The 24,714-nt window shown below is 71.6% G+C and carries 21 protein-coding genes; 11 read left to right on the forward strand and 10 right to left on the reverse strand.

Annotated features, from left to right (window positions below):
- Positions 1 to 289: 289 nt before the first annotated feature.
- From EMA17_RS14300 to EMA17_RS14310, 3 genes are all read right to left on the reverse strand, one after another.
- Complete coding sequence (locus tag EMA17_RS14300; RefSeq protein WP_126637370.1) at positions 290 to 1,888, reverse strand: ABC transporter substrate-binding protein; 1,599 nt, start codon at positions 1,886 to 1,888, stop codon at positions 290 to 292.
- Positions 1,889 to 2,008: 120 nt separating this feature from the next.
- Positions 2,009 to 2,971 carry a zinc-binding dehydrogenase gene (locus tag EMA17_RS14305; RefSeq protein WP_126637371.1) on the reverse strand — a complete coding sequence of 321 codons (963 nt, stop codon included), beginning with the start codon at positions 2,969 to 2,971 and terminating at the stop codon, positions 2,009 to 2,011.
- Positions 2,972 to 3,116: 145 nt separating this feature from the next.
- Positions 3,117 to 4,280 carry an NAD(P)-dependent malic enzyme gene (locus EMA17_RS14310; protein ID WP_174861365.1) on the reverse strand — a complete coding sequence of 388 codons (1,164 nt, stop codon included), beginning with the start codon at positions 4,278 to 4,280 and terminating at the stop codon, positions 3,117 to 3,119.
- Positions 4,281 to 4,657: 377 nt separating this feature from the next.
- Here EMA17_RS14310 and EMA17_RS14315 point away from each other — a divergent pair, with 377 nt between their 5' ends.
- The 3 genes from EMA17_RS14315 to EMA17_RS14325 all read left to right on the forward strand — a co-directional run bounded on the left by EMA17_RS14315 (position 4,658) and on the right by EMA17_RS14325 (position 6,903).
- Entirely contained in the window at positions 4,658 to 5,224 is a 567-nt protein-coding gene (locus EMA17_RS14315; protein WP_126637373.1) for a CGNR zinc finger domain-containing protein, read from the forward strand.
- Between the two features lie 270 nt (positions 5,225 to 5,494).
- Positions 5,495 to 5,926 (forward strand): ATP-binding protein, encoded by a 432-nt coding sequence (locus tag EMA17_RS14320; RefSeq protein ID WP_126637374.1) that lies wholly within the window; start codon positions 5,495 to 5,497, stop codon positions 5,924 to 5,926.
- A 92-nt stretch (positions 5,927 to 6,018) separates the two neighbouring features.
- The gene (locus tag EMA17_RS14325; protein ID WP_078975490.1) at positions 6,019 to 6,903 is read left to right on the forward strand and encodes an RNA polymerase sigma factor SigF; all 885 of its coding nucleotides are present in this window, start codon (positions 6,019 to 6,021) and stop codon (positions 6,901 to 6,903) included.
- Positions 6,904 to 7,010: 107 nt separating this feature from the next.
- Here EMA17_RS14325 and EMA17_RS14330 read toward each other — a convergent pair whose 3' ends face one another.
- Positions 7,011 to 7,445 (reverse strand): hypothetical protein, encoded by a 435-nt coding sequence (locus EMA17_RS14330; protein ID WP_126637375.1) that lies wholly within the window; start codon positions 7,443 to 7,445, stop codon positions 7,011 to 7,013.
- Between the two features lie 73 nt (positions 7,446 to 7,518).
- Here EMA17_RS14330 and EMA17_RS14335 point away from each other — a divergent pair, with 73 nt between their 5' ends.
- Positions 7,519 to 8,448 carry a diacylglycerol/lipid kinase family protein gene (locus tag EMA17_RS14335; RefSeq protein WP_126637376.1) on the forward strand — a complete coding sequence of 310 codons (930 nt, stop codon included), beginning with the start codon at positions 7,519 to 7,521 and terminating at the stop codon, positions 8,446 to 8,448.
- Between the two features lie 315 nt (positions 8,449 to 8,763).
- Positions 8,764 to 9,018, forward strand: coding sequence for a WhiB family transcriptional regulator (locus EMA17_RS14340; RefSeq protein WP_020557388.1), 255 nt, complete (start codon positions 8,764 to 8,766; stop codon positions 9,016 to 9,018).
- Between the two features lie 215 nt (positions 9,019 to 9,233).
- Here the strand turns inward: EMA17_RS14340 and EMA17_RS14345 are convergent, their stop codons facing one another.
- The gene (locus tag EMA17_RS14345) at positions 9,234 to 10,703 is read right to left on the reverse strand and encodes a sensor histidine kinase (protein ID WP_078975493.1); all 1,470 of its coding nucleotides are present in this window, start codon (positions 10,701 to 10,703) and stop codon (positions 9,234 to 9,236) included.
- A 78-nt stretch (positions 10,704 to 10,781) separates the two neighbouring features.
- Here EMA17_RS14345 and EMA17_RS14350 point away from each other — a divergent pair, with 78 nt between their 5' ends.
- Together EMA17_RS14350 and nagA are read left to right on the forward strand one after the other, a co-directional pair.
- Complete coding sequence (locus EMA17_RS14350) at positions 10,782 to 11,960, forward strand: 8-amino-7-oxononanoate synthase (protein ID WP_126637377.1); 1,179 nt, start codon at positions 10,782 to 10,784, stop codon at positions 11,958 to 11,960.
- Positions 11,961 to 12,115: 155 nt separating this feature from the next.
- A complete protein-coding gene (gene nagA, locus EMA17_RS14355; RefSeq protein ID WP_246126654.1) occupies positions 12,116 to 13,273 on the forward strand; it encodes an N-acetylglucosamine-6-phosphate deacetylase in 1,158 nt (385 codons plus the stop codon).
- Between the two features lie 259 nt (positions 13,274 to 13,532).
- Here nagA and EMA17_RS14360 read toward each other — a convergent pair whose 3' ends face one another.
- The 5 genes from EMA17_RS14360 to EMA17_RS14380 form a co-directional block, all read right to left on the reverse strand.
- Complete coding sequence (locus EMA17_RS14360) at positions 13,533 to 14,603, reverse strand: SIS domain-containing protein (protein ID WP_126637378.1); 1,071 nt, start codon at positions 14,601 to 14,603, stop codon at positions 13,533 to 13,535.
- A gap of 197 nt (positions 14,604 to 14,800) precedes the next feature.
- The gene (locus tag EMA17_RS14365; RefSeq protein ID WP_126637379.1) at positions 14,801 to 16,267 is read right to left on the reverse strand and encodes a glycoside hydrolase family 3 protein; all 1,467 of its coding nucleotides are present in this window, start codon (positions 16,265 to 16,267) and stop codon (positions 14,801 to 14,803) included.
- Positions 16,268 to 16,273: 6 nt separating this feature from the next.
- The gene (locus EMA17_RS14370; protein WP_126637380.1) at positions 16,274 to 17,107 is read right to left on the reverse strand and encodes a carbohydrate ABC transporter permease; all 834 of its coding nucleotides are present in this window, start codon (positions 17,105 to 17,107) and stop codon (positions 16,274 to 16,276) included.
- Entirely contained in the window at positions 17,104 to 18,108 is a 1,005-nt protein-coding gene (locus tag EMA17_RS14375) for a carbohydrate ABC transporter permease (RefSeq protein ID WP_246126655.1), read from the reverse strand. The genes EMA17_RS14370 and EMA17_RS14375 overlap by 4 nt, the downstream gene beginning before the upstream one ends.
- Before the next feature lie 220 nt (positions 18,109 to 18,328).
- On the reverse strand, positions 18,329 to 19,630 hold the full coding sequence (locus tag EMA17_RS14380; RefSeq protein WP_126637381.1) for an extracellular solute-binding protein: 1,302 nt from the start codon (positions 19,628 to 19,630) through the stop codon (positions 18,329 to 18,331).
- 367 nt (positions 19,631 to 19,997) lie between these two features.
- Between EMA17_RS14380 and EMA17_RS14385 the strand changes: the two genes are divergently transcribed.
- The 4 genes from EMA17_RS14385 to EMA17_RS14400 all read left to right on the forward strand — a co-directional run bounded on the left by EMA17_RS14385 (position 19,998) and on the right by EMA17_RS14400 (position 24,693).
- On the forward strand, positions 19,998 to 20,741 hold the full coding sequence (locus EMA17_RS14385) for a GntR family transcriptional regulator (RefSeq protein WP_126637595.1): 744 nt from the start codon (positions 19,998 to 20,000) through the stop codon (positions 20,739 to 20,741).
- 353 nt (positions 20,742 to 21,094) lie between these two features.
- On the forward strand, positions 21,095 to 21,820 hold the full coding sequence (bioD, locus tag EMA17_RS14390) for a dethiobiotin synthase (protein ID WP_126637382.1): 726 nt from the start codon (positions 21,095 to 21,097) through the stop codon (positions 21,818 to 21,820).
- Between the two features lie 5 nt (positions 21,821 to 21,825).
- Positions 21,826 to 22,869 (forward strand): biotin synthase BioB, encoded by a 1,044-nt coding sequence (gene bioB / locus EMA17_RS14395; protein WP_126637383.1) that lies wholly within the window; start codon positions 21,826 to 21,828, stop codon positions 22,867 to 22,869.
- 132 nt (positions 22,870 to 23,001) lie between these two features.
- Positions 23,002 to 24,693 (forward strand): acetolactate synthase, encoded by a 1,692-nt coding sequence (locus tag EMA17_RS14400; RefSeq protein ID WP_126637384.1) that lies wholly within the window; start codon positions 23,002 to 23,004, stop codon positions 24,691 to 24,693.
- Positions 24,694 to 24,714: the final 21 nt, after the last annotated feature.

The raw sequence follows: 24,714 nt of genomic DNA on the forward strand, positions 1-24,714 counted from the left end.
GAAGACGACCCCGACCCAGCCCCGAGACCTTCCCGCCACGACCCCGGCCCCCAGACCGCCACGCCACGACCCCGCCCCCGAGACCTCCCGCCACGCCCCGACACCGCCCCCAGACCTCCCTCACCACACCGCCCCCGAGACCTCGCCTCACACCACCGCCCCCAAGCCCCCAGCCACACCGCCCCCGAGATCTCCCCCCACACCACCGCCCCCAAGCCCCCAGCCACACCGCCCCCGAGATCTCCCCCCACACCACCGCCCCCAAGCCCCCAGCCACACCGCCCCGCCCCTACCCCCGCCGATGCAGCCGCGCCACCGACAACCGCCCCACCGCCAACACGCGCGTATTCACCGACTCGACCCGCCCCGTCCGTCCCACCACGACCTTCGGATACACCGGAGGAAGCACCACCGCGTCCCGTGCGACGATCTCCCCCGCCACCCGCGTGAGTCGCGCCCGTCGCGCGTTGTCCGGGGTCGCCGACGCCTCCTCGACGAGGCGATCCAGTTCGGGGTTCGCATACCCCGTGCTCTCGGCCCCGGTCGACACCGCCGGCGCCAACGCCGCGAAGCCCGTACGCCCCACCGCGTACCCCGACCCGCGCCGATCCACCAGTGCCGCGTCGAAGTCACCGACCCGTCGCCGCGCCGCCCACGTCGTCGCGTCCACCAGCTCGACCGCGACGGTGAACCCGACCCGGTTCCACCCCTCGGCCAACACCCTTGCCACGTCCGGGAGTTCCCCGGCCTCCCCGATCACCGCAAGCAGCGTGAACCGCACGCCGCCCGGTGGCAACGGCACCGGCGCCTCGCCCAGCATCGCGGTGACCCGCTCCGGCTCCACCGTCGGCCCCGCCGTCGCGCTCGGGCTCGGCTTCGGCGACGCGGTCGGGCTGACTCCCCGACCGTACGGGGTGTACTCCGGGTCCCAGCCCTCGTTGCCCGGCCCCAGCGGCCCCTGCCCGATCACCGCGTCGCCCCGGTACACGTCCCGCAGCACGCGGGTGCGATCCATCCCGAACCCCAGCGCCCGCCGCACCGCGACGTCGTCGAACGGCGGCCGGCGCAGGTTCGGCAGTACCACCAGGTCGGCCGGCCCGCTCGCGGTCTGCACGTAGGTGTCGTCCGCCTTGCGCAGCCGCCGCACCTGATCGGGCGTCGGGTGCGGGTACACCGCGAGCCGGTGCGCCTTCAGATCGGCCACCGGATCGGCCGAGGCGCGGAACTCCAACGCGTCCGCCGGTGCGGCCTTGTCCCGATGGCCCGCCTCCCGGCACAGCACGACCGCGCCCCCGTCCGCGCTCGCCAACCGGAACGGCCCGGTGCCCACCAGCGCCCGAGGGTCCCCCAGGCTCGCCTGATGCGGGATCGGCAGACAGGCCAGGAACGCCCGGAGCGCCCCGAACGCACGCGGCAGCTCGATCCGTACCGTCCGCGTGTCCGGGGCCTCGATCGCGCCGAACCGCCCCGCCAGCCACGGCGCCCAGTCCCCCGCCGTCGCCGGGTCGTTCACCCGACGCAGACACGCCACCACATGCTCGGCGGTGAACGGATCCCCGTTGTGGAAGCGGGCGTCCGTCCGCAGCCGCACGGTCCAGCTCAGCCCGTTCGGCGCGATCAGCGGATCGGCCGCGGCCAGCACCGGCCCGATCGTGGTGTCGTCCCGGTAGGTGTACAGCGCCTCGACCACCGGGTCGGCGATCCACCGGGTCGCCTCGGCGGTCGAGTGCACCGGATTGAGCACGTCGGGCAGCCGGGGCAGGCCCACCACGAGCGTGCCCCCCGACCGCGACTCGCGCCCGCCGCAGGCGGCGAGCAGGCCCGCGGACACCGCGGCCACCCCCGTACCGGCCCCCAGGGCAAGCACACGGCGACGGGACAAGGGCATCCGACGGTCCTTCCGAAACAACCCACGCGACCGACAACCGGGACCCGACAACCGGAAACCGACGGTCGAATCAACCAGGGCAAGCGGGTCACAAATGTCAAAAAGGTCAGACCAAAAAGGTCAGACAGTGAAAACGATCTTCCCGAACACGTCACCCTCCGCCAACCGCCGGAACCCCTCGACCGCCTCGCCCAACGGCAGCACCGAATCGATCAGCGGCCGCACCCCACCATGCGCGCACAGCCGAAGCAGCCCCGCGAGTTCGTCCCTGTCGCCCATCGTCGAGCCGACCACGCGCAGTTCGTTGAAGAAGATCCGGGTCAATTCGGCGGCCGGCGGCCGATCGCCCGAGGTGGCCCCCGAGATCACGATCGTGCCGCCAGGCTTCAGGCTCTTGATCGAGTGCGACCAGGTGGCCGCGCCGACCGTCTCCATCACCGCGTCCACCCGCTCGGGCAAGCGCGCGCCCGAGGCGAACGCCGCGTCGGCGCCGAGTTCCACCGCCCGCGCGCCCTTGGCCTCGTCCCGGCTGGTCACCCACACGCGGTACCCGGCCGCCTTCCCGAGCACGACCAGCGCGGTGGCCACCCCGCCGCCGGCGCCCTGGACCAGGATCGTGCCGCCCGGCCGCACGCCCGAGTTGGTGAACAACATCCGATACGCCGTCAGCCACGCCGTCGGCAGGCAGCACGCCTGCTCGAAGCTCAGCTCGGCGGGCTTGGGCAGCAGGTTCCAGCGCGGTACGGCGACCTTCTCGGCGAAGGTGCCGTCGTAGCGTTCGGTCAGGATCGACCGGGGCTCGTCGGTCCCGAGCCCGCCGATCACCGAGTGCACGACGACCTCGTTGCCGTCCTCGTCGATCCCGGCCGCGTCACAGCCCAGGATCATCGGCAACTGCTTCTCGGAGATGCCCACACCCTTGAGCGACCACAGGTCGTGGTGGTTCAGCGAGGCGGCCTTGACCGTGACGGTCGTCCATCCCGGCGGCAGTGCCCCGTCCGCGCCGGGCTCGGGTCGTTCCCCGAGCCGGAGACCGGACAGCGGGTCCTGGGCATCGATGCGCACGGCACTCACGGCAAACATGCAGGCACCCTACTGACGCCGGCGACGAGCCGAGGGGCCCACCCGCCCGGGTGGGCCCCTCGGCTCTCGGCGGCCGTGGCCGCGCGTCGATCGTCGAACGGTCGGCGAGGAGCCGTCGGACGATCGGCGATCCACGGACCGCGGCTCAGACGCGCGCCACGCCGTCCCGGCGCGCGGCCTCGGCCACCGCCTTGGTCACCGCCGGCGCGACCCGCTCGTCGAACGGCGACGGAATCACCCGGTCGGGCGCCAGCTCGTCGGCGACGACCGCGGCCAGCGCCTCGGCGGCGGCCACCTTCATCCCCTCGGTGATCCGCTTGGCGCGCACCGACAGGGCACCGGCGAACACACCCGGGAAGGCCAGCACGTTGTTGATCTGGTTCGGGTAGTCGCTGCGCCCGGTGGCGACCACGGCCGCGTACTTGTGCGCGACGTCCGGGTCGATCTCCGGGTTCGGGTTGGCCATCGCGAAGATGATCGCCTCGGGCGCCATCGTCGCCACGACGTCCTCCGCCACCTTGCCCGCGGAGACCCCGAGGAAGACGTCGGCGCCCTTCATCGCGACCTCGATGCCGCCGCGCAGCCCGGCCTTGTTGGTCAGCTCGGCGATCATCCGCTTGATCGGCGTCAGGTCGTCGCGGCCCTCGTGCACGATGCCCCGGCTGTCCACCACGCACAGGTCGCCGATGCCCGCCTCGATCAGGATCTTGGCGATCGCGATGCCCGCCGCGCCCGCGCCCGAGATGACCGCGCGCAGGTCGCCGAGGCCGCGTCCGGTCACCGTGGCCGCGTTGCGCAGCGCGGCCAGCGCGACGATCGCGGTGCCGTGCTGGTCGTCGTGGAAGACCGGGATGGACACCCGCTCCTGGAGCCGGCGCTCGACCTCGAAGCAGCGCGGGGCGCTGATGTCCTCCAGGTTGATTCCGCCGAACGAGGGCGCGAGCCGGGCGATGGTGTCCACCAGCTCGTCCACGTCGGTGCAGTCGAGCGCGATCGGCACCGCGTCGACGCCGCCGAACTGCTTGAACAGGATCGCCTTGCCCTCCATCACCGGCAGCGACGCGGCCGGACCGATGTCGCCCAGGCCGAGCACGGCGGTGCCGTCGGTGACGACCGCGACCGTGTTGGACACCCACGTGTAGTCGTGGACCAGCTCCGGGTTCTCCGCGATGGCCGTGCAGACACGTGCCACACCGGGCGTGTAGGCCAGCGACAGGTCGTCGCGATCACGCACCGGGACGGTCGAGCGAACTTCCATTTTCCCGCCCCGGTGCAGGGCGAAGACCGGATCGAGTTCGTCCGTCGCCATGCTGTCCGTGGGGATGATCTCCGCTGCCACAGTGACCCCTCTTATCGACTTCATCGACATTGCTCAGTGGAAGTGCAGCTCTCGGAACGCGAGCGCCGGCTGCATTACCTCAGCGGTATCGGCGCCTCGTGCAGCGCACATGATCCGGCTGAGAGTACGGGGGTCACCCGTGACGCCGATTTTGGCACACCCCCCGAACGGGGGTACGCCGGGGCGATGAACCGATTACCACCTTTTTGTGATGGCCCGTCAGACCCTGGTGCACCCGGCCCAGACGCTAGTGCCACGGGGGGTACGCTGACAGTAACCGCCGCCACATCCGTCAGGTCGTTCCGGGCGAATCGCGCGCCGATCGTCCGCGCGAGGAAGGGCAGCCGTTGGACCTCTCCGCGTACGCCGAGCACGCGGTCCGCCTGGTCAACACCGAACAGCCGGCCCGCGGCGAGGACCTGCTGCGCTCCCCCGACGACGTGCCCGCGCTGATCGCACCCGTTCGGCGGATCCCGTCCCGGGTGACGGACGGTGACGTGGCCCGGCTGCGCTCGGTCCGCACCCGCCTGCGCGCCGTCTTCACCGCCGCCGCGGCCGGACGCGAGGCGGACGCGGTGGCGACGCTGAACGGACTGCTCGCCGAATTCCCCGTCCACCCGCGCCTGACCGGCCACGACGCCAGTCCGTGGCACCTGCACCTGGCGGGCGACGCGGTCGGCGCGGCCGAGGGCTTCGCCGCCATCGCCGGCATGGGCCTGGCCGTGCAGTTGGCCACGCACGGTATCGACCGACTCGGCGTCTGCCGGGCGCTCCCGTGCCGGAACGTGTTCCTGGACCTGTCCGCAAATCGCTCCCGCCGGCACTGTTCGGACCGGTGCACCTCCCGGGCCAACGTGGCCCTGTACCGGGCCCGGCGCCGGGCTCGGGAGCCGCAACCCGACCGACATACCTGACATTTGCGGGTTGGCGCGCGGTCGACTGTGGCACATGTACATGGACGGCTTGATCTCCCGGTGCGAAATTACCAAAGTCGGGTACACTACGTACTCGTCAAATCACATATCGTGACGTACCGTCGGGTGGACGGTTCCCGGGTCGTTCCCGCCCACGTTCGCGCATCGATGACGACAGTTGTCGGCCGGCGCGGTAGCGTCGCTGGGGTTCCCCGACATCGGTGGTGACCGCCTCCGGCGGCCACCCACAGCAGCACCTTGGAGGTGAGGGTGTCCCAGCGATCCGCACACACCGCGGACGAGGCCGGCACCGGGCAGCGTGACTTCGTCGAGGTCCGACTGCCTGCCGAAGGTGCCTATCTCTCCGTCCTGCGCACCGCCACGGCGGGCCTCGCGGCCCGACTCGACTTCACCCTGGACGAGATCGAGGATCTGCGCATCGCGGTGGACGAGGCGTGCGCGATGTTGCTCGACCAGACGGTGGCCGGCGGAGTCCTCTCCTGCGTGTTCAACCTGGTGGGCGACGCGTTGCACGTGACCGTGTCCGCGCCGACCACCGACGGTCGAACACCCGCGCGCGACACGTTCGCCTGGACCGTCCTGTCGGCGCTGGCCGGCGAGGTGGACGCCACGGTGAGCGACGACAAGGTGGTCGCCATCAGCCTGCACAAGAAGCGCGGTGGCGGGCCGGAGCAGACGTGAGCAGTGGTGTTGAAGGCGCGGCCAACGAACCGCAGCCGAGCGCGGCCTCACCCGACGAGGCCGCCGGGCGCGGCCGAGGGGAGGGTGAGGGCATGGTGAGCGACGCGAGTATGACGATGGACGGTGGCGTCGAGGCGACGGGGTCGGCGCAGCCTGCCGGAGCCGCCGGACCCACGGGTCCCGCGGTGCCGAATCGGCGGCGGGCCGGTTCCGAACGCCACGCCCACGACCGCGAGGTCGCGCGGGGCCTGTTCGCCCGGTTGGCGGAGCTCGAATCGGATCCGCCGGCCCGGGCCGCGGTGCGCGATCGACTGGTGGAGATGCATCTGCCGCTGGTCGAGCACCTGGCCCGCCGGTTCCGCAATCGCGGCGAGCCGCTCGACGACCTGATCCAGGTGGCCACCATCGGCCTGATCAAGTCGGTGGACCGGTTCGACTCGGATCGCGGTGTCGAATTCTCGACCTACGCGACGCCGACCATCGTCGGCGAGATCAAGCGTCACTTCCGGGACAAGGGCTGGGCGGTGCGGGTGCCGCGCCGACTCCAGGAGCTACGGCTCGCGTTGACCTCGGCCACCGCCGAGTTGTCCCAGCGCAACGGCAGGTCCCCCACGGTCGCCGAACTCGCCGTGCAGTTGGGGATCTCCGAGGAGGAGGTGCTCGAAGGCCTCGAATCGGCCAACGCCTACAGCACGCTGTCGCTGGACGTGCCGGACACCGACGACGATTCGCCGGCCGTCGCCGACACGTTGGGCGCCGAGGACGACGCGCTGGAGGGGGTCGAGTATCGCGAGTCGCTCAAGCCGCTCCTGGAGCAGTTGCCGCCGCGCGAGAAGAAGATCCTGCTGCTGCGCTTCTTCGGCAACATGACCCAGTCCCAGATCGCGCAGGAGGTCGGCATCTCCCAGATGCACGTCTCGAGGCTGTTGGCGCGCACGCTCGCGCAGTTGCGCGAGCGCCTGCTGGTCGAGGAGTAGCACCGGAGCGGCACCGGGCACGAGGTGTGCGCGGGTGTGCACGTGCGGCGGCCCCGGACCGATGTCGGTCCGGGGCCGCTCGCTTCGCCGAGTCGGTGTCCGCGCGCTCAGGCCCGCCGGGTCCGGTGCCGCGTTTCGAGCGCCTTGTACATCCCGGGGGTGCCGAGCGTGCCGATGGTGGCCACGCCCACGATCATGGTCGCGATCCCGATCGCCATCTGATCCGCCTTGATCAGGTACCAGCCCATGCCGACGACGATCAGATTGGCGGTGATCGCCGGCGATCGGCTCCAGCGCCGGCCGCGCACCATGCCGACGAAGGCGGCGACTATCCCGGCGGCGAGGATCAGCAGGTAGATGCCGATCGCCACACCCTCCGAGGAGTTGGTCGGATGGCCGAACTCGCTGCGGAAGGTCAGATAGAGGGCGTAGCCGAGGAGCGCGAACGCCTCGACACCGACCACCGCGGTACAGACGCGCCAGGTGAGCGGGAGGGCCCCGGCGGGGTCCGGCTGGTCCTGGGCGGAAGGGCTCTCGGTCACCCCAAGACTGTAACCTCGGGCCGGTGCGGTCCGGGCCGGGGGCGTCCTACCCGCCGGTAGATACCCTGTCGTAATGCGTGCCCTTCTCGTCGTGAACCCCAAGGCCACGACCACCAGTGAGCGGACCCGCGACGTGCTGGCACACGCGCTCGCCGGCGACCTCAAGCTCGACGTGGTGAGCACCGAGCACCGGGGCCATGCCGCGGAGCTGGCCCGACAGGCGGCCGACGACGGCATCGACCTGGTGATCGCGCTCGGCGGCGACGGCACGGTCAACGAGGTGGCCAACGGCCTCCTGGCGGCGGGCCCGGCCCCCTCGCTGCCGGCGGTCGCGGTGGTCCCGGGCGGCAGTACCAACGTCTTCGCCCGCTCGCTCGGACTGCCCAACGACCCGGTCGAGGCGACCGGCCTGCTGCTCGACGCGCTGCGCGCGGGCCGCAGTCGGGAGATCGGCCTGGGTCTGGCCGACGAGCGCTGGTTCCTGTTCTGCGCCGGGTTCGGCTTCGACGCCGAGGTGGTCGGACGGGTGGAGCACCGACGGGCCGGCGGCCGGCGGGCCACCCCGGGGTTGTACGTACGCTCCGCGATGCACCGCTTCGTCGGCGGTCGCGACGCGCGCAGGCACGGGCCGCTCACGCTGGAGGTCCCGGGCGCGGACCCGATCGGGGGAATCTGCCTCGGCATAGTCCAGAACACGGTCCCGTGGACGTTTTTGCGCAATCGACCACTGAATCCCTGTCCGCAAGCGTCATATGACACCGGATTGGACCTCTTCGCGCTCACCCGGATGACAACACTGCCCACATTGCGCCATCTGGCCCAGATGCTGGGCTCCACGGGTAATGCTCCACACGGGCGTCACGTCGTGTCCCTGCACGACTGCGATGCGTTCACTCTTCGGGCTGAAGAACCTGTTTCCCTTCAGGTCGATGGGGACCATCTGGGAGAACATCGGAGTGTGACCTTCAGGGGGGTTCCCCGTGCACTGCGTGTGATTGTGTGAGTGGAAGGGCCTTTTGGCCTTTCACTCGAACGCGAATACCCCGTTCATCCCTTCGATGTAGTGGTGTGACCTAGTCGACACCGATGATTTAAAAAATCCTGGCCCAAGGGGGTTGTATCGGAGGCCGAGGTTTGTAAGGCTCTACGAGGCGGCAGGGACGTGGCCGAAAGGTCATCTTCACCGCCCGAATCCACTGCCAAACCTGGGGACCGACTCCGTCGGCCCCTTGCTTGTCGGGGGGTTCGTGAAAGCGTTCACATTCACAAGCCACAGCGGGGCCGGAAGCCCTTGCTGACCCACGAGGAGTTGGACCGCATGGACTGGCGCCACGTTGCTGCCTGCCGTGACGAAGACCCGGAGCTGTTCTTCCCGATCGGCAACACCGGTCCCGCTCTGCTTCAGATCGAGGAGGCGAAGGCGGTCTGCCGCCGTTGCCCCGTGATGGAGCAGTGCCTGGGCTGGGCTCTCGAGTCCGGTCAGGACGCGGGTGTGTGGGGCGGTCTGAGCGAGGACGAGCGTCGCGCTCTCAAGCGCCGCGCCGCCCGCAACCGCGCCCGCGCCTCCGCCTGATCACACACGACGGGCTGAACTCTCCGGAGACTTGGATCACCGGAAAACAAAAGAGCTTTACCGCAGTTGCCCCGCCGGGGTCCGATCGGACCGAGGCGGGGCAACTGCTTTTCCCGTGTGGGTGTTCGCGAGTGTGCGCCGCGGGTGTTCGTCGCGTACGCGGGATCCCGGTGCGCGGGCGTCCCGCGAATCGATCCGAAATTCGCCGGCGACGCTCAGCGGCGCTGCCGCAGTTGTACGTCCAGCCTGACGATCGTGCCGCCGGCCGGATTCGGCACCATGTCGAAACGGCCCGCGAGTTCGCTGCCCACGAGGGTGCGCACGATCTGCAGGCCGAGATTGCCGGACGTCTGCGGATCGAAGTCGTCGGGCAGGCCGATCCCGTCGTCGGTGACGGTGATCAGCAGTCGTTCCGCCCGCCGTTCCGCGTGCACCTCCAGGGTGTTGGCCCGATCCGCGTACGCCGGGTCCTCGAACGCGTGCTCCAGGGCGTTCTGCAGCAACTCGGTCAACACCATCGCCAGCGGTGTGGCGGTCTCCGCGATCAGCTCGCCGAAGTTGCCGTGCCGGGCGGTGCGCACCCGCAGCGAGGACGCGGCGACCTCGGTGACCATGGACAACACCCGGTCGGCGATCTCGTCGAAGTCGACCCGCTCGTCCAGCGTCTGGGACAACGTCTCGTGCACGATCGCGATCGAGCCGACCCGGCGCACCGCCTCCTCCAGCGCGGCGCGGGCCTGCGGCGCGTCCATCCGACGGGCCTGCAGGCGCAACAGCGCGGCCACCGTCTGGAGGTTGTTCTTCACCCGGTGGTGGATCTCCCGGATGGTCGCGTCCTTGGTGATCAGCTCGCGCTCGCGGCGGCGCAGTTCGGTCACGTCGCGCAGCAGCATGATCGCGCCGATCCGCTGACCGCGCGGCTTGAGCGGGATCGCCCGCAGCTGCACCACCGCGGCCGGCGTCTCGACCTCGGTCTCGCGGGGCGCCCAACCGCTGGCGACCGCGGAGATCGCCTCGTCGACCGGCCCCTCGTGCGGGGCCAGTTCGGCGGTGATCCGGCCGAGGTGGCAGCCGACCAGGTCGGTGGTCAGGCCGAGTCGGTGGTAGGCGGAGAGCGCGTTGGGGCTGGCGTACTGCACGATGCCGTCGGCGTCGAGCCGGATCAGCCCGTCGCCCACGCGCGGCGAGGCGTCCATGTCGAGCAGTTCGCCCGCGTGCGGAAACGTCCCTGCGGCGATCATCTGCGCCAGGTCCGCGGCGCTTTGCAGATAGGTCAGTTCCAGCCGGCTGGGAGTGCGCGCGGTGAGCAGGTTGGTGTTGCGCGCGATCACCCCGATCACCCGGCCCTCGCGGGAGACGGGGATCGCCTCGACCCGCACGGGGACGTCGTCGCGCCACTCCGGGTCGCCCTCGCGCACGATGCGTCCCTCGTCGAGGGCGGCGTCCAGCATCGGCCGCCGGCCGCGCGGGACGAAGTCGCCGACCAGGTCGTCCTGGTGCGAGGTGGCGCCGGTGTTCGGCCGCATCTGCGCCACCGCCACGTACTGCCCGTCGTCGGTGGGCACCCACAGCACCAGGTCGGCGAACGACAGATCCGCGAGCAGTTGCCATTCGGACACCAGCAGGTGCAGCCACTCCAGGTCGGCGGCGGACAGTGCGCCGTGGCGGCGGACGAGATCGTTCATGGAGGGCACACGCGCAGCGTACTTTCCACCCGGCCTGCGATCCTGGCCGCCCCACTCCGCCGCACCCGTGAGGTATGGATGTCCACCGAATCGCCCACACCCGACCGGTCCCTCCCCGGCGGCGGTCATCCGCTCGACTGGCTGGACCTGCGGGAGAAGGAACGGGAGGAGGCGGGGCTGCGTCGCCGGCTGCGCCCGCGCGAGGCCGCGGTCGGCGGTCTGGATCTGGCCGGAAACGACTACCTGGGGCTGACCCGCGACGAGCGGGTGATCGAGGCGGGCGTGCGCGCGCTGCGCACCTGGGGCGGCGGGTCGACCGGATCGCGCCTGGTGACCGGATCCACGACGCTGCACGCCGAGCTGGAGGCGGAGCTGGCCGGGCACATGGGGGCCGAGGCGGCGCTGGTGTTCTCCTCCGGCTACCTGGCCAACCTCGGGGTGATCTGCGGCCTGATCGGCAAGGGCGGACTGGTCGTCTCGGACGCGATCAACCACGCCTCGATCGTGGACGCGTGCCGGCTCTCCCGGGCCCGGGTGGCGATCACTCCGCACCGCGACGTCGACGCGGTGGCCCGGGTGCTGGCGGAACGGGCCGAGGAACGGGCCCTGGTGGTCGTGGACGCGGTTTTCTCGGTCGACGGGGACATCGCCCCCCTCGCGGAGCTCGCGGCCGTCACACGGCGATATGGCGCCGTCCTGCTCGTGGACGAGGCGCACGGGCTCGGCGTGGTCGGCGCGGGCGGTCGGGGCGCGGTGCACGCGGCCGGGCTGGCGGGGGCCGACGACGTGGTGCTGACCGCGACGTTGTCCAAGGCGCTCGGCGCCCAGGGCGGCGCGGTGCTGGGTCCGCGCCGGGTGGTCGAGCACCTGGTCGACGCGGCCCGCTCGTTCATCTTCGACACCGGACTGGCCCCGGCGAGCGTCGCGGCGGCCCTGGAGGCGCTGCGGATCCTGCGTACGGAGCCTGACCTGGCCGAGCGGGTACGGGCGAACGCGCGCGCGCTCGCGGCCGGCGCCCGGGAGGCGGGCCTGCGCGCGACCGAGCCCCGCGGCGCGGTGACGTCGGTGCTCGTCGGCGAGGCGCGACTCGCGTTCGACACCGCCGCGCGCTGCGCGGAGGCCGGGGTCCGGGTCGGCTGCTTCCGTCCGCCGTCGGTGCCCGACGGCATCTCCCGACTTCGGCTCGCGGCCCGCGCGGACCTGACGTCGGCCGATCTGGAGCGTGCCCTGACGGCGCTGCGAAACGCCACTTCGTGACCCGATAACCACCGGTATACGTGTCATGTCCCTCGACATTGGTCTAGACAACTGGGATTGGTCTGAACCAAAATGGGCGGCGGCCTCCCGGCCCGCACCGGGAGGCCGCCGAACGTTCGGCCGCGTAGCGGTCCCGCAGGGAAGGAAGGGCACGCGTGGCCGGCATTGGGGCACCTCGCGTGCTTGTGGACGGGAAGCTCGTGGGCCCGGCCGAGGTGGGGGTCGAGCAGGGCCGGATCACCGGCGTCACCGAGGGCCCCGGCCGCCCCGACACGCTCCGGCTGCCGCACGGCGTGCTCACCCCGGGCCTGATCGACGTACAGCTCAACGGCGCGTTCGGGCACGATTTCGTGGCCGCGGACGCGACCGCCTGGCGTGAGGTCGCCGCCCGGCTCCCGTCGACCGGGGTCACCGCCTTCTGCCCGACCTTCATCACCGGCGACCTGGACACCCTCACCGCGGCCCTCGTGCGGGCCGCGGAGTTGCGCGCCAAGCTCGCCGCGGAGCCCATCGCGCGCGATCTGGGCGTGCACCTGGAGGGCCCGTTCCTGTCCCCCGCCCGGGTCGGCACCCACCCGCCGGAGTACCTGCGCGAGCCCACTCCCGAACTGGTCGACCGGCTGCTCCTGGACGACGCCGTCCGCGAGGCGCTGACGCTGGTCACCCTGGCCCCCGAACTTCCCGGTGCGCTCGAGGCCATTCGACGCATCGTCGCCGCGGGGATCCGAGTCTCGGCCGGACACACGGACGCGACCGCCGCCGAGATGTCCGCCGCCGCGGACGCGGGCGCGACCATGGTCACCCACCTGTTCAACGCCCAGCGCGGCCTGGGCCACCGCGAGCCGGGCGTGGTCGGCGCGGCGCTGAGCGACCCGCGCCTGACCCCCGGCCTGATCGCCGACCTGCACCACGTGGTGGGCCCGGTCTGCTCGCTGGTCCTGCGCGTGGCGGGCGAGCGCACCGCGCTGGTCACCGACGCGATGGCGGCCGCGGGCATGCCGCCCGGCCGCTACCGGCTCGGCGACGTGGACGTGACCCTGGTCGAGGGCGACGTCCCGCGCAACCCCGACGGCACCATCGCCGGCTCGGCGCTGACCCTGGACCTGGCCGTGCGCAACCTGATCGGCCTGGGCAACCCGCCGGCGCGGGTGCTCACCTCCGCGACCCGGGTCCCGGCCGACGCCCTGGGCCGCACCGACCTCGGCCGGATCGCCCCCGGCGCGACGGCCGACCTGGTCTGGTGGAGCAACGACTGGACGGTCCTGAGGACCTGGATCGGCGGAGTGGTCGCCTACGAGGCCCCCACCCTCTGAGACCACCCCCGCGACACGCCGACGACCGACCCGGACCGGGTCGGACCGGGCCGTCGAGGCGGGGCGAAGGGCCGGCGACGAGGCGAAGTCGAGGACTTCGACCTCCGTCCGGGCGACGAAACGACCCGGGCCTGGACCGTGATGGTCCGGGCCCGGGTCGTTTCGTCGCCCGACGACCGCCGGTGGCGCGAGGCCGAGTCGGCGGACCCGCGACGCGCCCTCGCCGAGCGCGCCCCGGGACCGCCCCCGGCCGGCGCCGTCAGCGCGTCTCGGTCACCTTCGCCAGCGCCCGAGGGGCGTCCGGGTCGAGACCGCGGGCCATGGTGACCTCGTACGCCAGCAGCTGCAGCGGAATGATCTCCAGGATCGGCTGCACCTCCTCGGCCACACCCTCCGGCAGCACGAAGCCCGCCGAGGCCCGGGCGACCTGGTCCGCGTCGCCGATCACCATCAGGTCCGCCCCGCGCCCGCGCAGCCGCTCCAGGACCGGCTGGAGGGCGTCGCCGCCCTTGCCGTCGGGCACCACCGCGATCACCGGGCTGACGTTGTCGACCATGGCCAGCGGCCCGTGCAGCAGGTCCGCGCCGGAGAACGGCTGGGCGGGGATGTAGCTGGTCTCCATGATCTTCAGCGCGGCCTCGCGCGCCGTCGGATAGCCGTAGCCGCGCGAGGTGATCACCAGGCGCTGCGCGAAGCGGTAGCGCTGCGCCAGCTCGGCGACCTCGTCCCGACGGTCCAGCACGTCCTGCGCCAGCGCCGGCAGCAGGTCGGCCGGCGAGGTGTCGCCGCCGCGCAGGCCCTCGACGAACAGGTACAGCGCGAGCAGTTCCGCGGTGTACGTCTTGGTCGCGGGCAGCGCCTTCTCCGGACCGGCCAGCACGTCGATGTGGAACTCGGAGACCGCGGCCAGCGCCGAGTCGGCGTTGTTGGTCACCGCGAGGGTGATCGCGCCGGCCTTGCGGGCCGCCTCGGTGGAGGCCACCAGGTCGGGCGAGCCGCCCGACTGGGAGACGGTGATCACCAGGCAGTCGGTCAGGTCCGGTTCCGCGCCGTACGCCGTGGTCGTGGACATCGAGGTGAGCCCGGCGGGCTTGCCCAGCAGCACCTCGATCAGGTACTTCGCGTACAACGCGGCGTTGTCGCTGGTGCCCCGCGCGGTCAGCAGTACGAACCGCGGGTTGCGCGCGGCGATCTCGGCCGCGACGGCACGGATCGAGGGCGCGCCCTCGGCCAGGATCCGGCGCAGCACGGCAGGCTGTTCCGCCATCTCGGCGGACATGATGGTGCCCCGGTTCGGTGCCAGGACGTCACGGTCGTCGGTGGCGGACATGGTGCGGCCTTCCGTTGATTCCACGTGCTGATTCGGTTCCACATACGAATGCGGAGGTCGGGCGGATCCGCGGGGTCGAGCCTCGGGAACGCCCGCCTCCCCAGTGTCCGGTTTCCCGGTGTCGAGCGGGTTCACGGGGGCCGGACGCCCGGTGTCGAACGGACACCGGGCGTCCGGCCCCTCGTCGACGAACGCCGTCAGGCGAGCCGACGGCCGGTCAGGATCTCGGCGGCGGCGATCCCGCACACCGTGGCGGCGCCGTGCGTGGCGAGATGGGCGGCGCCCGGAGTGGCAGCTCCGGGGACGCCCATCTCGACCACGACGGCGTCCGGCCGCGCGGCGAGCAGGCCCGCCACGATCTCGGTCGCCCAGACGTGGTGCTCCAGGTTGCGCACCACGAGTATCAGGGGACGGTCCGTCCCCGCGCGCAGCACCTCGTCGATCAGCCGCGGCTCGGCGGCCCGGGCCCGGGTCACGGTGGTCCCGGGCAGCGCCTCGGCCAGCACCGGCGCCAGGCCCCACGGGGTCTGCTCGCCGACCGCGATGTTGGCGGTGGGCGACAGCTCCACCACGTGCGCGGGCCGGTCGATCGGCGTCACGGTACCGGTCACCCGGACCGCGCGGCGGGCCGCGTCGAGCCCGAGCGCGTAGTCGACCGGCTCGGCCGCGCCGACCTTGGCCCACGCGGCCAGCGCGTGCACCCGACCGGCCGCGTCGACCAGCCGCTCCTCGGCGAGCCGGCCCTCGCGGACCGCGTCCACCAGCGCGTCGCGCAGGTGCAGCACGGTGTCCTCGTCGCACAGCCCGCCGCCCACGCACACCGCGTCGACGCCGGCCGCGATGGCGCGGACGGTGCCGTCGGCTATGCCGTAGGTGTCGGCGATCGCGCCCATCTCGATGGCGTCGGTGACGATCAGGCCGGTGTAGCCCAGTTCCTCGCGCAGCAGCCCGGTCATGATCTTCCGGGACAGCGTCGCGGGCAGTTCGGTGTCGTACGCGGGCAGCAGGATGTGCGCGCTCATGATCGCCTTGGTGCCGGCCGCGATGCTCGCGTGGAAGGGCACCAGCTCCCGGGCGGCCAGCGTCTCGCGCGAGACGTCCACCAGCGGCATGCCGTGGTGCGAGTCGATCGCGGTGTCGCCGTGCCCGGGGAAGTGTTTGACGCACGCGGCCACGCCGGCCGCCTGCAGCCCGGTGACGTACGCGGCGGTGTGCCGCGCGACCAGGTCGGGCTCGGCGCCGAAGGCCCGCACGCCGATGATCGGGTTGTCCGGGTTGGAGTTGACGTCGGCCGACGGCGCCCAGTTGAGGTTGACGCCGCACGCGGCCAACTCGCGCCCGAGCCCGCGCGCGACCGCCTCGGTGGTCGCGGTGTCGTCCACCACGCCCAGCGCCAGGTTGCCCGGCCAGCGGCTGCCGGTGTTCACGTGTATCCGGGTGACGTCCCCGCCCTCCTCGTCGATCGCGACGATGAGGTCGGGGTTCTCCCGGCGCAGTTCCTCGGTCAGTGCGGTGACCTGTTCGGGGGTCGCGATGTTGCGACCGAACAGGCCCACCGAGCCCAGCCCGCCGGCGATCCGGTGCCGCAGCCATCCGGGCGCGGTCAGGCCGTCGAAACCGGGCTGCAGGACGGCGAGCGCCAAGCGCTCGAGACGTTCGGACATGGTTGATCAGCCCTTTACCGCGCCGGAGGTGAGCCCGCCGGTGACCTTGCCCTGCAACACCAGGAAGATCGCAAGCACCGGAAGCATGAAGAGGGTGGAGGCGGCCATGATGGCGCCCCAGTCGATGGTGAGCCCGTTGCTGAAGGAGTTGAGCCAGGTCGGCAGCGTGCGCTGCTCCGGCTTGTTCAGCAGCAGCGCGTTGGCGAACGCGAACTCGTTCCACGCGGTGATGAAGCCGAACAGCGAAGTGGAGAGCAGACCCGGGGCCAGCAGCGGGAAGACGACCTTGCGGAACGCGGTGAAGCGCGAACAGCCGTCCACCCGGGCGGCCTCCTCCAGCTCCACCGGGATGCCCCCGAGGAAGCCGCGCAGGGTCACGATCGAGAACGGCAGTGTCATCACGAAGTAGATCGCGGTGAGCATCGGCAACGAGTCGAGCAGGTCGTTGTCGCGCGCGATCAGGTACATCGGGATCATCAGCGCCTCCCACGGCGCCATCTGCGCGATGAACACCATGAGGATGAAGGGCGCCCGGCCCTTCCAGTGCATGCGGGCCACCGCGAACGCGGCGAAGCACGCCACCACCAGTGCCAGGAGCACGCCGCAACCCGCGACCAGCAGGCTGTTGCGCCAGTAGTCCCAGAAGTGCGGCGTGTTGACCGCGGTGTCGAAGTTGTGGAACGAGATCGAACTCGGCAGGAACTTCGGCGTCGACGACTGGATGTCCTTGGCCGGCTTGAACGCGGTGAGGACCATCCAGTAGACCGGGAAGATCGACACGGCGAAGACCAGCAGCGCCGCGATGTTGAGCGGAATCCGCTTCAGGGTGCGCGCCTTCACTTGTCGGCCTCCCGCTCCTGCTTGAACATCTGACGGAAGTAGAAGACGAGCATCACCACGAGGATCAGCACGGTGATCGTGGAGATCGCGCCGGCCATGTCGAACAACTTGAGCGACATGCCCTGCTGATACGCGTACACGGGCAGCGTGCGGACGTCGTTGATCGGCCCGTTCTCGCCCGCGATCGCCCAGATCTGGGCGAACGACTTGAAGATCCAGATCACTTCCAGCGAGGTCACCAGCGCGAAGATCGGGCGCAGGATCGGGAAGGTGATCGAACTGAAGATCCGCACCGGACCGGCGCCGTCGAGCCGGGCCGACTCGTAGACGTCGGTCGACACGGTGGTCAGCCCGGCGTACAGGGTCAGCGTCGCGAAGGGGATCGACTGCCACACGATGAGCAGGGTGACCACGGTCAGCGTGGAGGTTCCGTGCGCGAACCAGGTGTAGCCCTCGTAGTCGAAGCCGAGCTTGACCAGCGCCCAGTTGACCACGCCGTTGTCGGAGCGGAAGAGCCACTTGAAGATCGTGGTGGCCGCGATCACCGGGGTCGCCCACGCGGCGACCAGGCCGATCAGCACCACGATGCGCATGGTCTTGCCGAGCTTCATCAGCATCAGCGCGCACAGCGTGGAGATCACCATGATCGCCACGACGTTGATCGCGGTGAAGTAGAAGGTCCGCCGGGTGACCTCCCAGAACTCGTCGTCCTTGAAGACGGCCTGGTAGTTCTCCCAGCCGACGTAGTCGGCCGACCGCGAGATCAGCTGCTTGAAGCGGTAATGCTGGAACGACAACATGACGTTCCGGACCACCGGATAGAACAGCAGGAAGGCGATCCCGAGGATCGCGGGCGCGACAAGAAGGTAGGGGGTGACCGACTTGACGATCCCCGACGGCTTGCGTGGGGGCTTCGATGCGCGTCTGGCACCCGATGGTGCCTGCTTGCGCGGGGGCTGCGTAGGTGTCGCGACCACCGCGTCTGCCTTGGAGGCTGACACAGCTGCCTTCCCGTTGTTCGGTGTCGGGGGTCTCCGGCCCGTCCGGCCCGGTGGCGGGACGTGGCGAGAGCGCGGAGCCGGCGACGGGGGACCGCCGGCGGGCCGCGCCGGGTGGGCCGGGCCGGTCCCGCCGCGGAGGAGTACCCCGCGGCGGGAGCCGACCGTTCGGCCGGATCGTGCGTCACCCGATCCGCTCAGCGGTCCGGGCGGGTGTGGCGGGTCAGTTCTTGGTGTTCAGCGTCTTCTCGATCGACCCGTTGGCTTCCTTGCCGGCCGCGGCCGGGTCGCCGCCGGTCATCACCTTGGTGAGGTACGCCTTGATCGGGTTGTTCTCCTCGACGGAGGCCCAGTTCGGCGAGTTGGGGGTGGCGAAGCCGTTCTTCGCGCCCTCCATCATCGCCGCGCCGCCCGGGTCGGCGGTCACGGCACTGGCGAGCGTGGTCTTGTTCGGGAGCTGCTTGGTCGCCTGCGCGAGCTTGCTCTGCCACTCGTCGCTGTTGATCAGCTTGATGACGTCGTAGGCCAGGTCCTGGTTCTTCGACGCCTCGGGGACCATCAGGTCGGAACCACCGGTGAGGGTGGCACCGGCCTTGCTCGCGTCCTTGCCCGGGATCGGGAAGAAGCCGAACTTGTCCTTCAGGGCCGGGTTCGACTTGATGATCGTCTCGGCCTCGCCCGGAACGGCGATGAACTGGGCGATCTTGCCGCCGTCGGCCGCGAGGACCTCGGGCTGGGTCTTCTCGTCGCCGTCCTTGGCGGCCTTGCCGAGCGCCTGGAGCTGCTTGTAGAAGCCGGCGGCGGCCACGGCCGGGGCGCCGTCGAGGTTGGCCTTCCACGCGCTGCCGGACTTGGTCGCGATCTCCGCGCCCTCGTCCTTGAGCAGACCCGAGTAGAAGTACCAGTTCTGACCGGGCAGGTAGATGCCCTGCTGGTCGCCGGTGTTGAGGCGGGTGGTGACGTCGAGCCACTCGGCGCGGGTCTTCGGCGGCGTGGTGATGCCGGCCTTCGCGAAGAGGTCCTTGTTGTAGATCACGACACGGTTGGCGGCGTAGAACGGGATCCCGTAGGTCTTGCCGTCGACCTTGCCCGGGTCGGACAGGCCGGTCAGCCAGTCCTTGCCACCGAGCTCGTTGACCTTGGAGCTGAGGTCCTTCAGACCGCCCGAGGCGCCGTACTGGGCGATCTGGGTGTTGCCCGCCTCGACGACGTCGGGGGCGTCGTTGCTGGCGAGGGCGCCGGTGATCTTCTGACCGATACCGTTCCACTGCTGGATCTGCACGTCCAGCTTGGCGCCCGGGTGGTCCGCCTCGAACTTGGTCTTCAGCGCGGCGATGTAGTCGTCGGGCGCGGAGCCCTTCATCAGCCAGACGCGAACGGTCTTGCCGTTGCCCGCGGCCGGCGCGCTCGCGCCCGGTGCCTTGGATTCCTTCTTGTTGTCATCGCTGCTGCTGTCGGACCCACAGGCGGCAACACCGGTCAGCGCCGCCGCGACACCGGCCGCGACGAGAAGACGACGCTTCACTACATCCTCCTCAGGATGTCGGGCACCGCAGTTCGGTATGAAGTCGTCGGTATTCGCCCGTCGGATCCGTGAGGTGCGCGGACCGACCGAGTCCCCCACTGGGGAGGGGACTCGAAATGGGAAAACACCGACGCCCCAGGGACGAGGGTTGCGCGGTGACCATCAATGGTTTAGACCATTTCGGAGGTTGGCATAGACCAATTGGGGTGTCAAGGTTCCGTAGACGGCGAAGGCACGCCGTTATCGGACCGACATCCGCGCTCCTGGTCCTGGGGGGATCGGTGGTCGTGCCACGATGGGGACCGAACGTGTCAGGAGGGCACCGGTGACGGCGGAACACGTGATCACGACCACGGCGGACAGTGCGATGGCGGGAGGCGACGCCGGCCTCGAGCCGAGCGCTCGCGTGCCCAAGTACTACCGCCTCAAGCGCCATCTTCAGGAGCTGACCAACACCCAGCCACCGGGCACGCCCGTGCCACCCGAGCGCACCCTCGCGGCGCAGTTCGACATCTCCCGCACCACCGTGCGCCAGGCGCTTCAGGAGCTGGTCATCGAGGGGCGGCTCGAGCGCGCCCAGGGCCGGGGCACCTTCGTCGCCAAGCCCAAGGTGGCACAGAGCCTCCAGCTGACGTCGTACACCGAGGACATGCAGGCCCAGGGCCTGGAGCCGACCTCTCGGCTGATCGAGATCGGCTACATCACCTGCGACGACCACCTCGCGGAGCGGCTCGCCATCCGACCCGGCAACCGCGTGTTGCGGATCGAACGACTGCGGCTGGCCAACTCCGAGCCGATGGCGATCGAGACCACCCACCTGTCCACCAAGCGCTTTCCCGGGTTGCGCAAGCACCTGGCCAAGCACAACTCGCTGTATCGGGCCCTGTCGGCCGGTTTCGACGTACACCTCGCCGAGGCCGAGGAGACCATCGAAACCGCGATGGCCACCCCGCGCGAGGCCGGACTGCTCGGTACCGACGTGGGCCTGCCGCTGCTGCTGCTGTCCCGGCACAGTTTCGACACCGACGGCGAACCGGTCGAGTGGGTGCGATCCGTCTACCGAGGCGACCGGTACAAGTTCGTCGCCCGCCTGCGCCGCCCCCAGGAATGAGCCGGTGAGCGCGCCGTGAGCCCGCCGGCGATCCTCCCGAACACATGCCATCGGCCGGACGGCCCGGGCCCACCCGGACCGTCCGGCCGATCGCCGGAGGATTGCCGTTCACTCCCACGGCCCCGTGCAGAGGACCGCTCGTCCGGTGTCGCGCGCGGCCCCGCCGGACCACGCGCCCACCACCTCGATCATGCCTCGCCGCCGCGCCCCGACGCGGGGGCCACAGGTCCACGAACCGCGGGCCCAAGGTCCCCCCGAGCGTGCCTGCGCTCCCCCGTGGGCCCCGCGGCGTTCGGTGCCGGGCGTCGTGCTGCCCGTCGGGGGGCCGAAGGCACGCCCTACGCTGGACCGTCATGAGCGTTCTCGTGGTGACCGGCACCGACACCGGGGTGGGCAAGACGATCGTCACGGCGGCCGTCGCCGCCATCGCCGCGGTGCGCGGCGGCTCCGTCGCCGTGGTCAAGCCCTCGCAGACGGGGGTGGCGCCCGACGAGCCGGGCGACCTCGCCGACGTGCGGCGCCTGGCCGGGGTGACCGACCTGCACGAATACTCCCGCTACCCCGACCCGCTCTCCCCCGCCGCCGCCTCCCGGGTCTCCGGCCTGCCGCCGGTGGACCTGTACGGGGTCGCCGACCGGGTCCGCACGCTGGCCAAGGAGACCGACCTCGTGGTGGTCGAGGGCGCGGGCGGCCTGCTCGTGCGCTTCGACGACGACGGCACCACGATCGCCGATCTCGCGCACGAGCTCAGGGCGGGCGTGCTCGTGGTGGCCCGGCCCGACCTCGGCACCCTCAACCACACCGCGCTCACCCTGGAGTCGTTGGCCCACCGGGGGGTGGACCTGGTCGGCGTGGTGATCGGCGCCTGGCCGGAGGAGCCCGACCTCGCGATGCGCTGCAACGTCCGGGATCTGGAGACCCTGGCCGCCCGACCGCTGGCCGGCGTACTGCCCGCCGGCGCCGGTTCGCTGCACCCGGCCGACTTCCTGCTCACGGCCCGCGCGAGTCTGGCCCCCGCCCTGGGCGGTACCTTCGATCCGGCCGCGTTCCGCGCCGCACAGGATCCGACCGCAAGGTGAGCCACATGACGGAATCCCTCGACACCGCCCTCGACGACCGTACGCAGACCGGGACCGACGACATCCTGGCCGTGGCCCGACAGCAGGTCCTGGAGCAGGGTCGCGGCCTGAGCGCCGAGCAGGTGCTGGCCGTGCTGACCCTGCCCGACGACCGGCTGGAGGAACTGCTCCAGCTCGCGCACGAGGTGCGGGTCCGGCACTGCGGGCCCGAGGTCGAGGTCGAGGGCATCGTCTCGGTCAAGACCGGCGGCTGCCCCGAGGACTGCCACTTCTGCTCGCAGTCCGGTCTGTTCCCCTCCCCGGTACGGGCCGCCTGGCTCGACATCCCCTCCCTCGTGGAGGCGGCGAAGGAGACCGCCGCGACCGGCGCCACCGAGTTCTGCATCGTGGCCGCGGTGCGCGGCCCGGACGCGCGCCTGATGAAGCAGATGCGCGAGGGCGTCGCGGCGATTCGCGAGGTCGTCGACATCAACATCGCCGCCTCCCTCGGCATGCTCACCCAGGAGCAGGTCGACGAGCTGGCCGACATGGGCATCCACCGCTACAACCACAACCTGGAGACGGCGAAGTCGTACTTCACCAACGTGGTCACCACCCACACGTGGGAGGAGCGCTGGGACACCCTGCGGATGGTGCGCGCGGCGGGCATGGAGGTGTGCTGCGGTGGCATCGTCGGCATGGGCGAGTCGGTCGAGCAGCGCGCCGAGTTCGCCGGCCAGCTGGCCGAGCTGGAGCCGGACGAGGTGCCGCTGAACTTCCTCAACCCGCGCCCGGGCACCCCGTTCGCCGACCAGAAGGTGCTGGAGCCGCGCGAGGCGCTGCGGATCATCGGCGCCTTCCGGCTCGCCCTGCCGCGGACCATCCTGCGCTACGCGGGCGGCCGGGAGATCGCGCTGGGCGACCTCGGCACGCGCGACGGCCTGCTCGGCGGGATCAACGCGGTGATCGTCGGCAACTACCTCACCACCCTGGGCCGCACCGCCGACGCCGACCTGGCCCTGCTCGACGAACTGAGCATGCCGGTCAAGGCGCTCAACCAGACCCTGTAGCCGACCGCCCCGCCGGCGGCCCCCGACCCGGGGGCCGCCGGCGCCGGCCCCTCTACTGCCCGTCGGGCGCGCGCGGATAGGTTTCCCCCCGGCACACGAGGGTGGCGGCGTCTACGGCGACGGAGGCCGGGCATGCGCGCACGACGAGGGGCCGGGGGCCGGGGACCCGCGAGCGGGACGGTCGAGGGGCACGGTGGCGCGCTGGCGGTCGCCGCCGCCCGGGCACACGGGATCGACACCATGTTCACCCTGTCGGGAGGCCATGTCTTCCCGCTCTACGACGGCGCGGTCGGCGCGGAGCCGGCGCTGCGGGTGATCGACGTACGGCACGAGCAGACCGCCGTGTTCGCCGCCGAGGCGACCGCCAAGCTCACCCGCCGACCGGGCCTGGCCGTGCTCACCGCCGGCCCCGGCGTCACCAACGGGATCAGCGCGGTGGCCACCGCCTGGTTCAACGGCTCGCCGATGCTGGTCCTGGGCGGCAGGGCGCCCGCCTTCCGCTGGGGCTCGGGCGCGCTCCAGGAACTCGACCACCCCCCGCTGCTCGCGTCGATCACGAAACGCGCGGCCACCGTGCACGACACCGACCGGATCGCGACCGAGGTGGACGCCGCACTGGTCCTGGCCGACAGCCCGCACCGCGGTCCGGTCTTCCTGGACGTGCCGATGGACGTGCTCTACGACCGGGCCGAGGTGACGCTGCCCGCCGCCGTGCGGCCCGCGCCCGCGGCGCCCGACCCGGACCTGGTCGCGGTGATCGCCGACCTGCTGGTGCGCGCCGCCCGCCCGGTCCTGGTGCTCGGCCAGGACGTGTGGATCGGCGGCGCCGAACACGCCGCCCGCCGGGCCGCCGAAACGATCGGCCTGCCGGTGGTGGCCAACGGCATGGGCCGGGGCGTGTTGCCCGCCGGACACCCGCTGCTCGCCGGTCGGGCCCGGGTCGGCGCGCTCGGCGGCGCCGACCTGGTCCTGGTGGCGGGCGCGCCCCTGGACTTCCGGCTGTCCTACGGCGGCTTCGGCGGGCAGGGCGGCGGGCCGCCCGCCCGGGTGGTGCACCTGGCCGACGCGCCGCCCGAGGCGACCCCGCACGGGCACTGCGCGGTACGCGCCTGCGGCGACCTGAGCGCCCTGTTCGACGCGATCACCGCGGCGTGGGAGCGGGTCGGCCGGGTCGGCATGTACCGCGACTGGGCCGCCCACGTGCGCGCCGCGGCCCGTACCGCCGCGCAGTCCGACGCGCCGCTGCTCGGCAGCGCCGGCCGACCGATCCATCCGGCGCGCGTGCACGGCGAACTGCTGCGCCTGCTCGACGAGGACGCGGTGGTGATCGGCGACGGCGGCGACTTCGTGTCCTACGCGGGCAAGTACATCGAGCCCGCGCGCCCGGGCGGCTGGCTGGACGCGGGCCCCTACGGCTGCCTGGGCACCGGCCTGGGCTACGCGCTCGGCGCCCGGCTGGCCCGGCCCTCGGCGCAGGTGGTGCTGCTGCTCGGGGACGGCGCGGCGGGCTTCTCGCTGATGGACGTGGACACCCTGGTCCGGCATCGGCTGCCGGTGGTGCTGATCGTCGGCAACAACGGGTGCTGGGCCCTGGAGAAACACCCGATGCGGATGCTCTACGGCCACCACGTGGCCGCCGACCTGGCGCCGAGCACCCGCTACGACGACGTGGTGCGGGCGCTGGGCGGCGCGGGCGAGACGGTCGCCCGGCCCGAGCAGATCGCCCCCGCGCTGCGCCGCGCGTTCGCCTCCGGGGTGCCGTATCTGGTGAACGTGCTCACCGATCCGGAGGCGGTCTACCCGCGCTCGACCATGGGGGTGTGATTCGCGGCGTAAACTGGACGG

The organism is Embleya hyalina (genome assembly GCF_003967355.1).
GTDB lineage: Bacteria > Actinomycetota > Actinomycetes > Streptomycetales > Streptomycetaceae > Embleya > Embleya hyalina.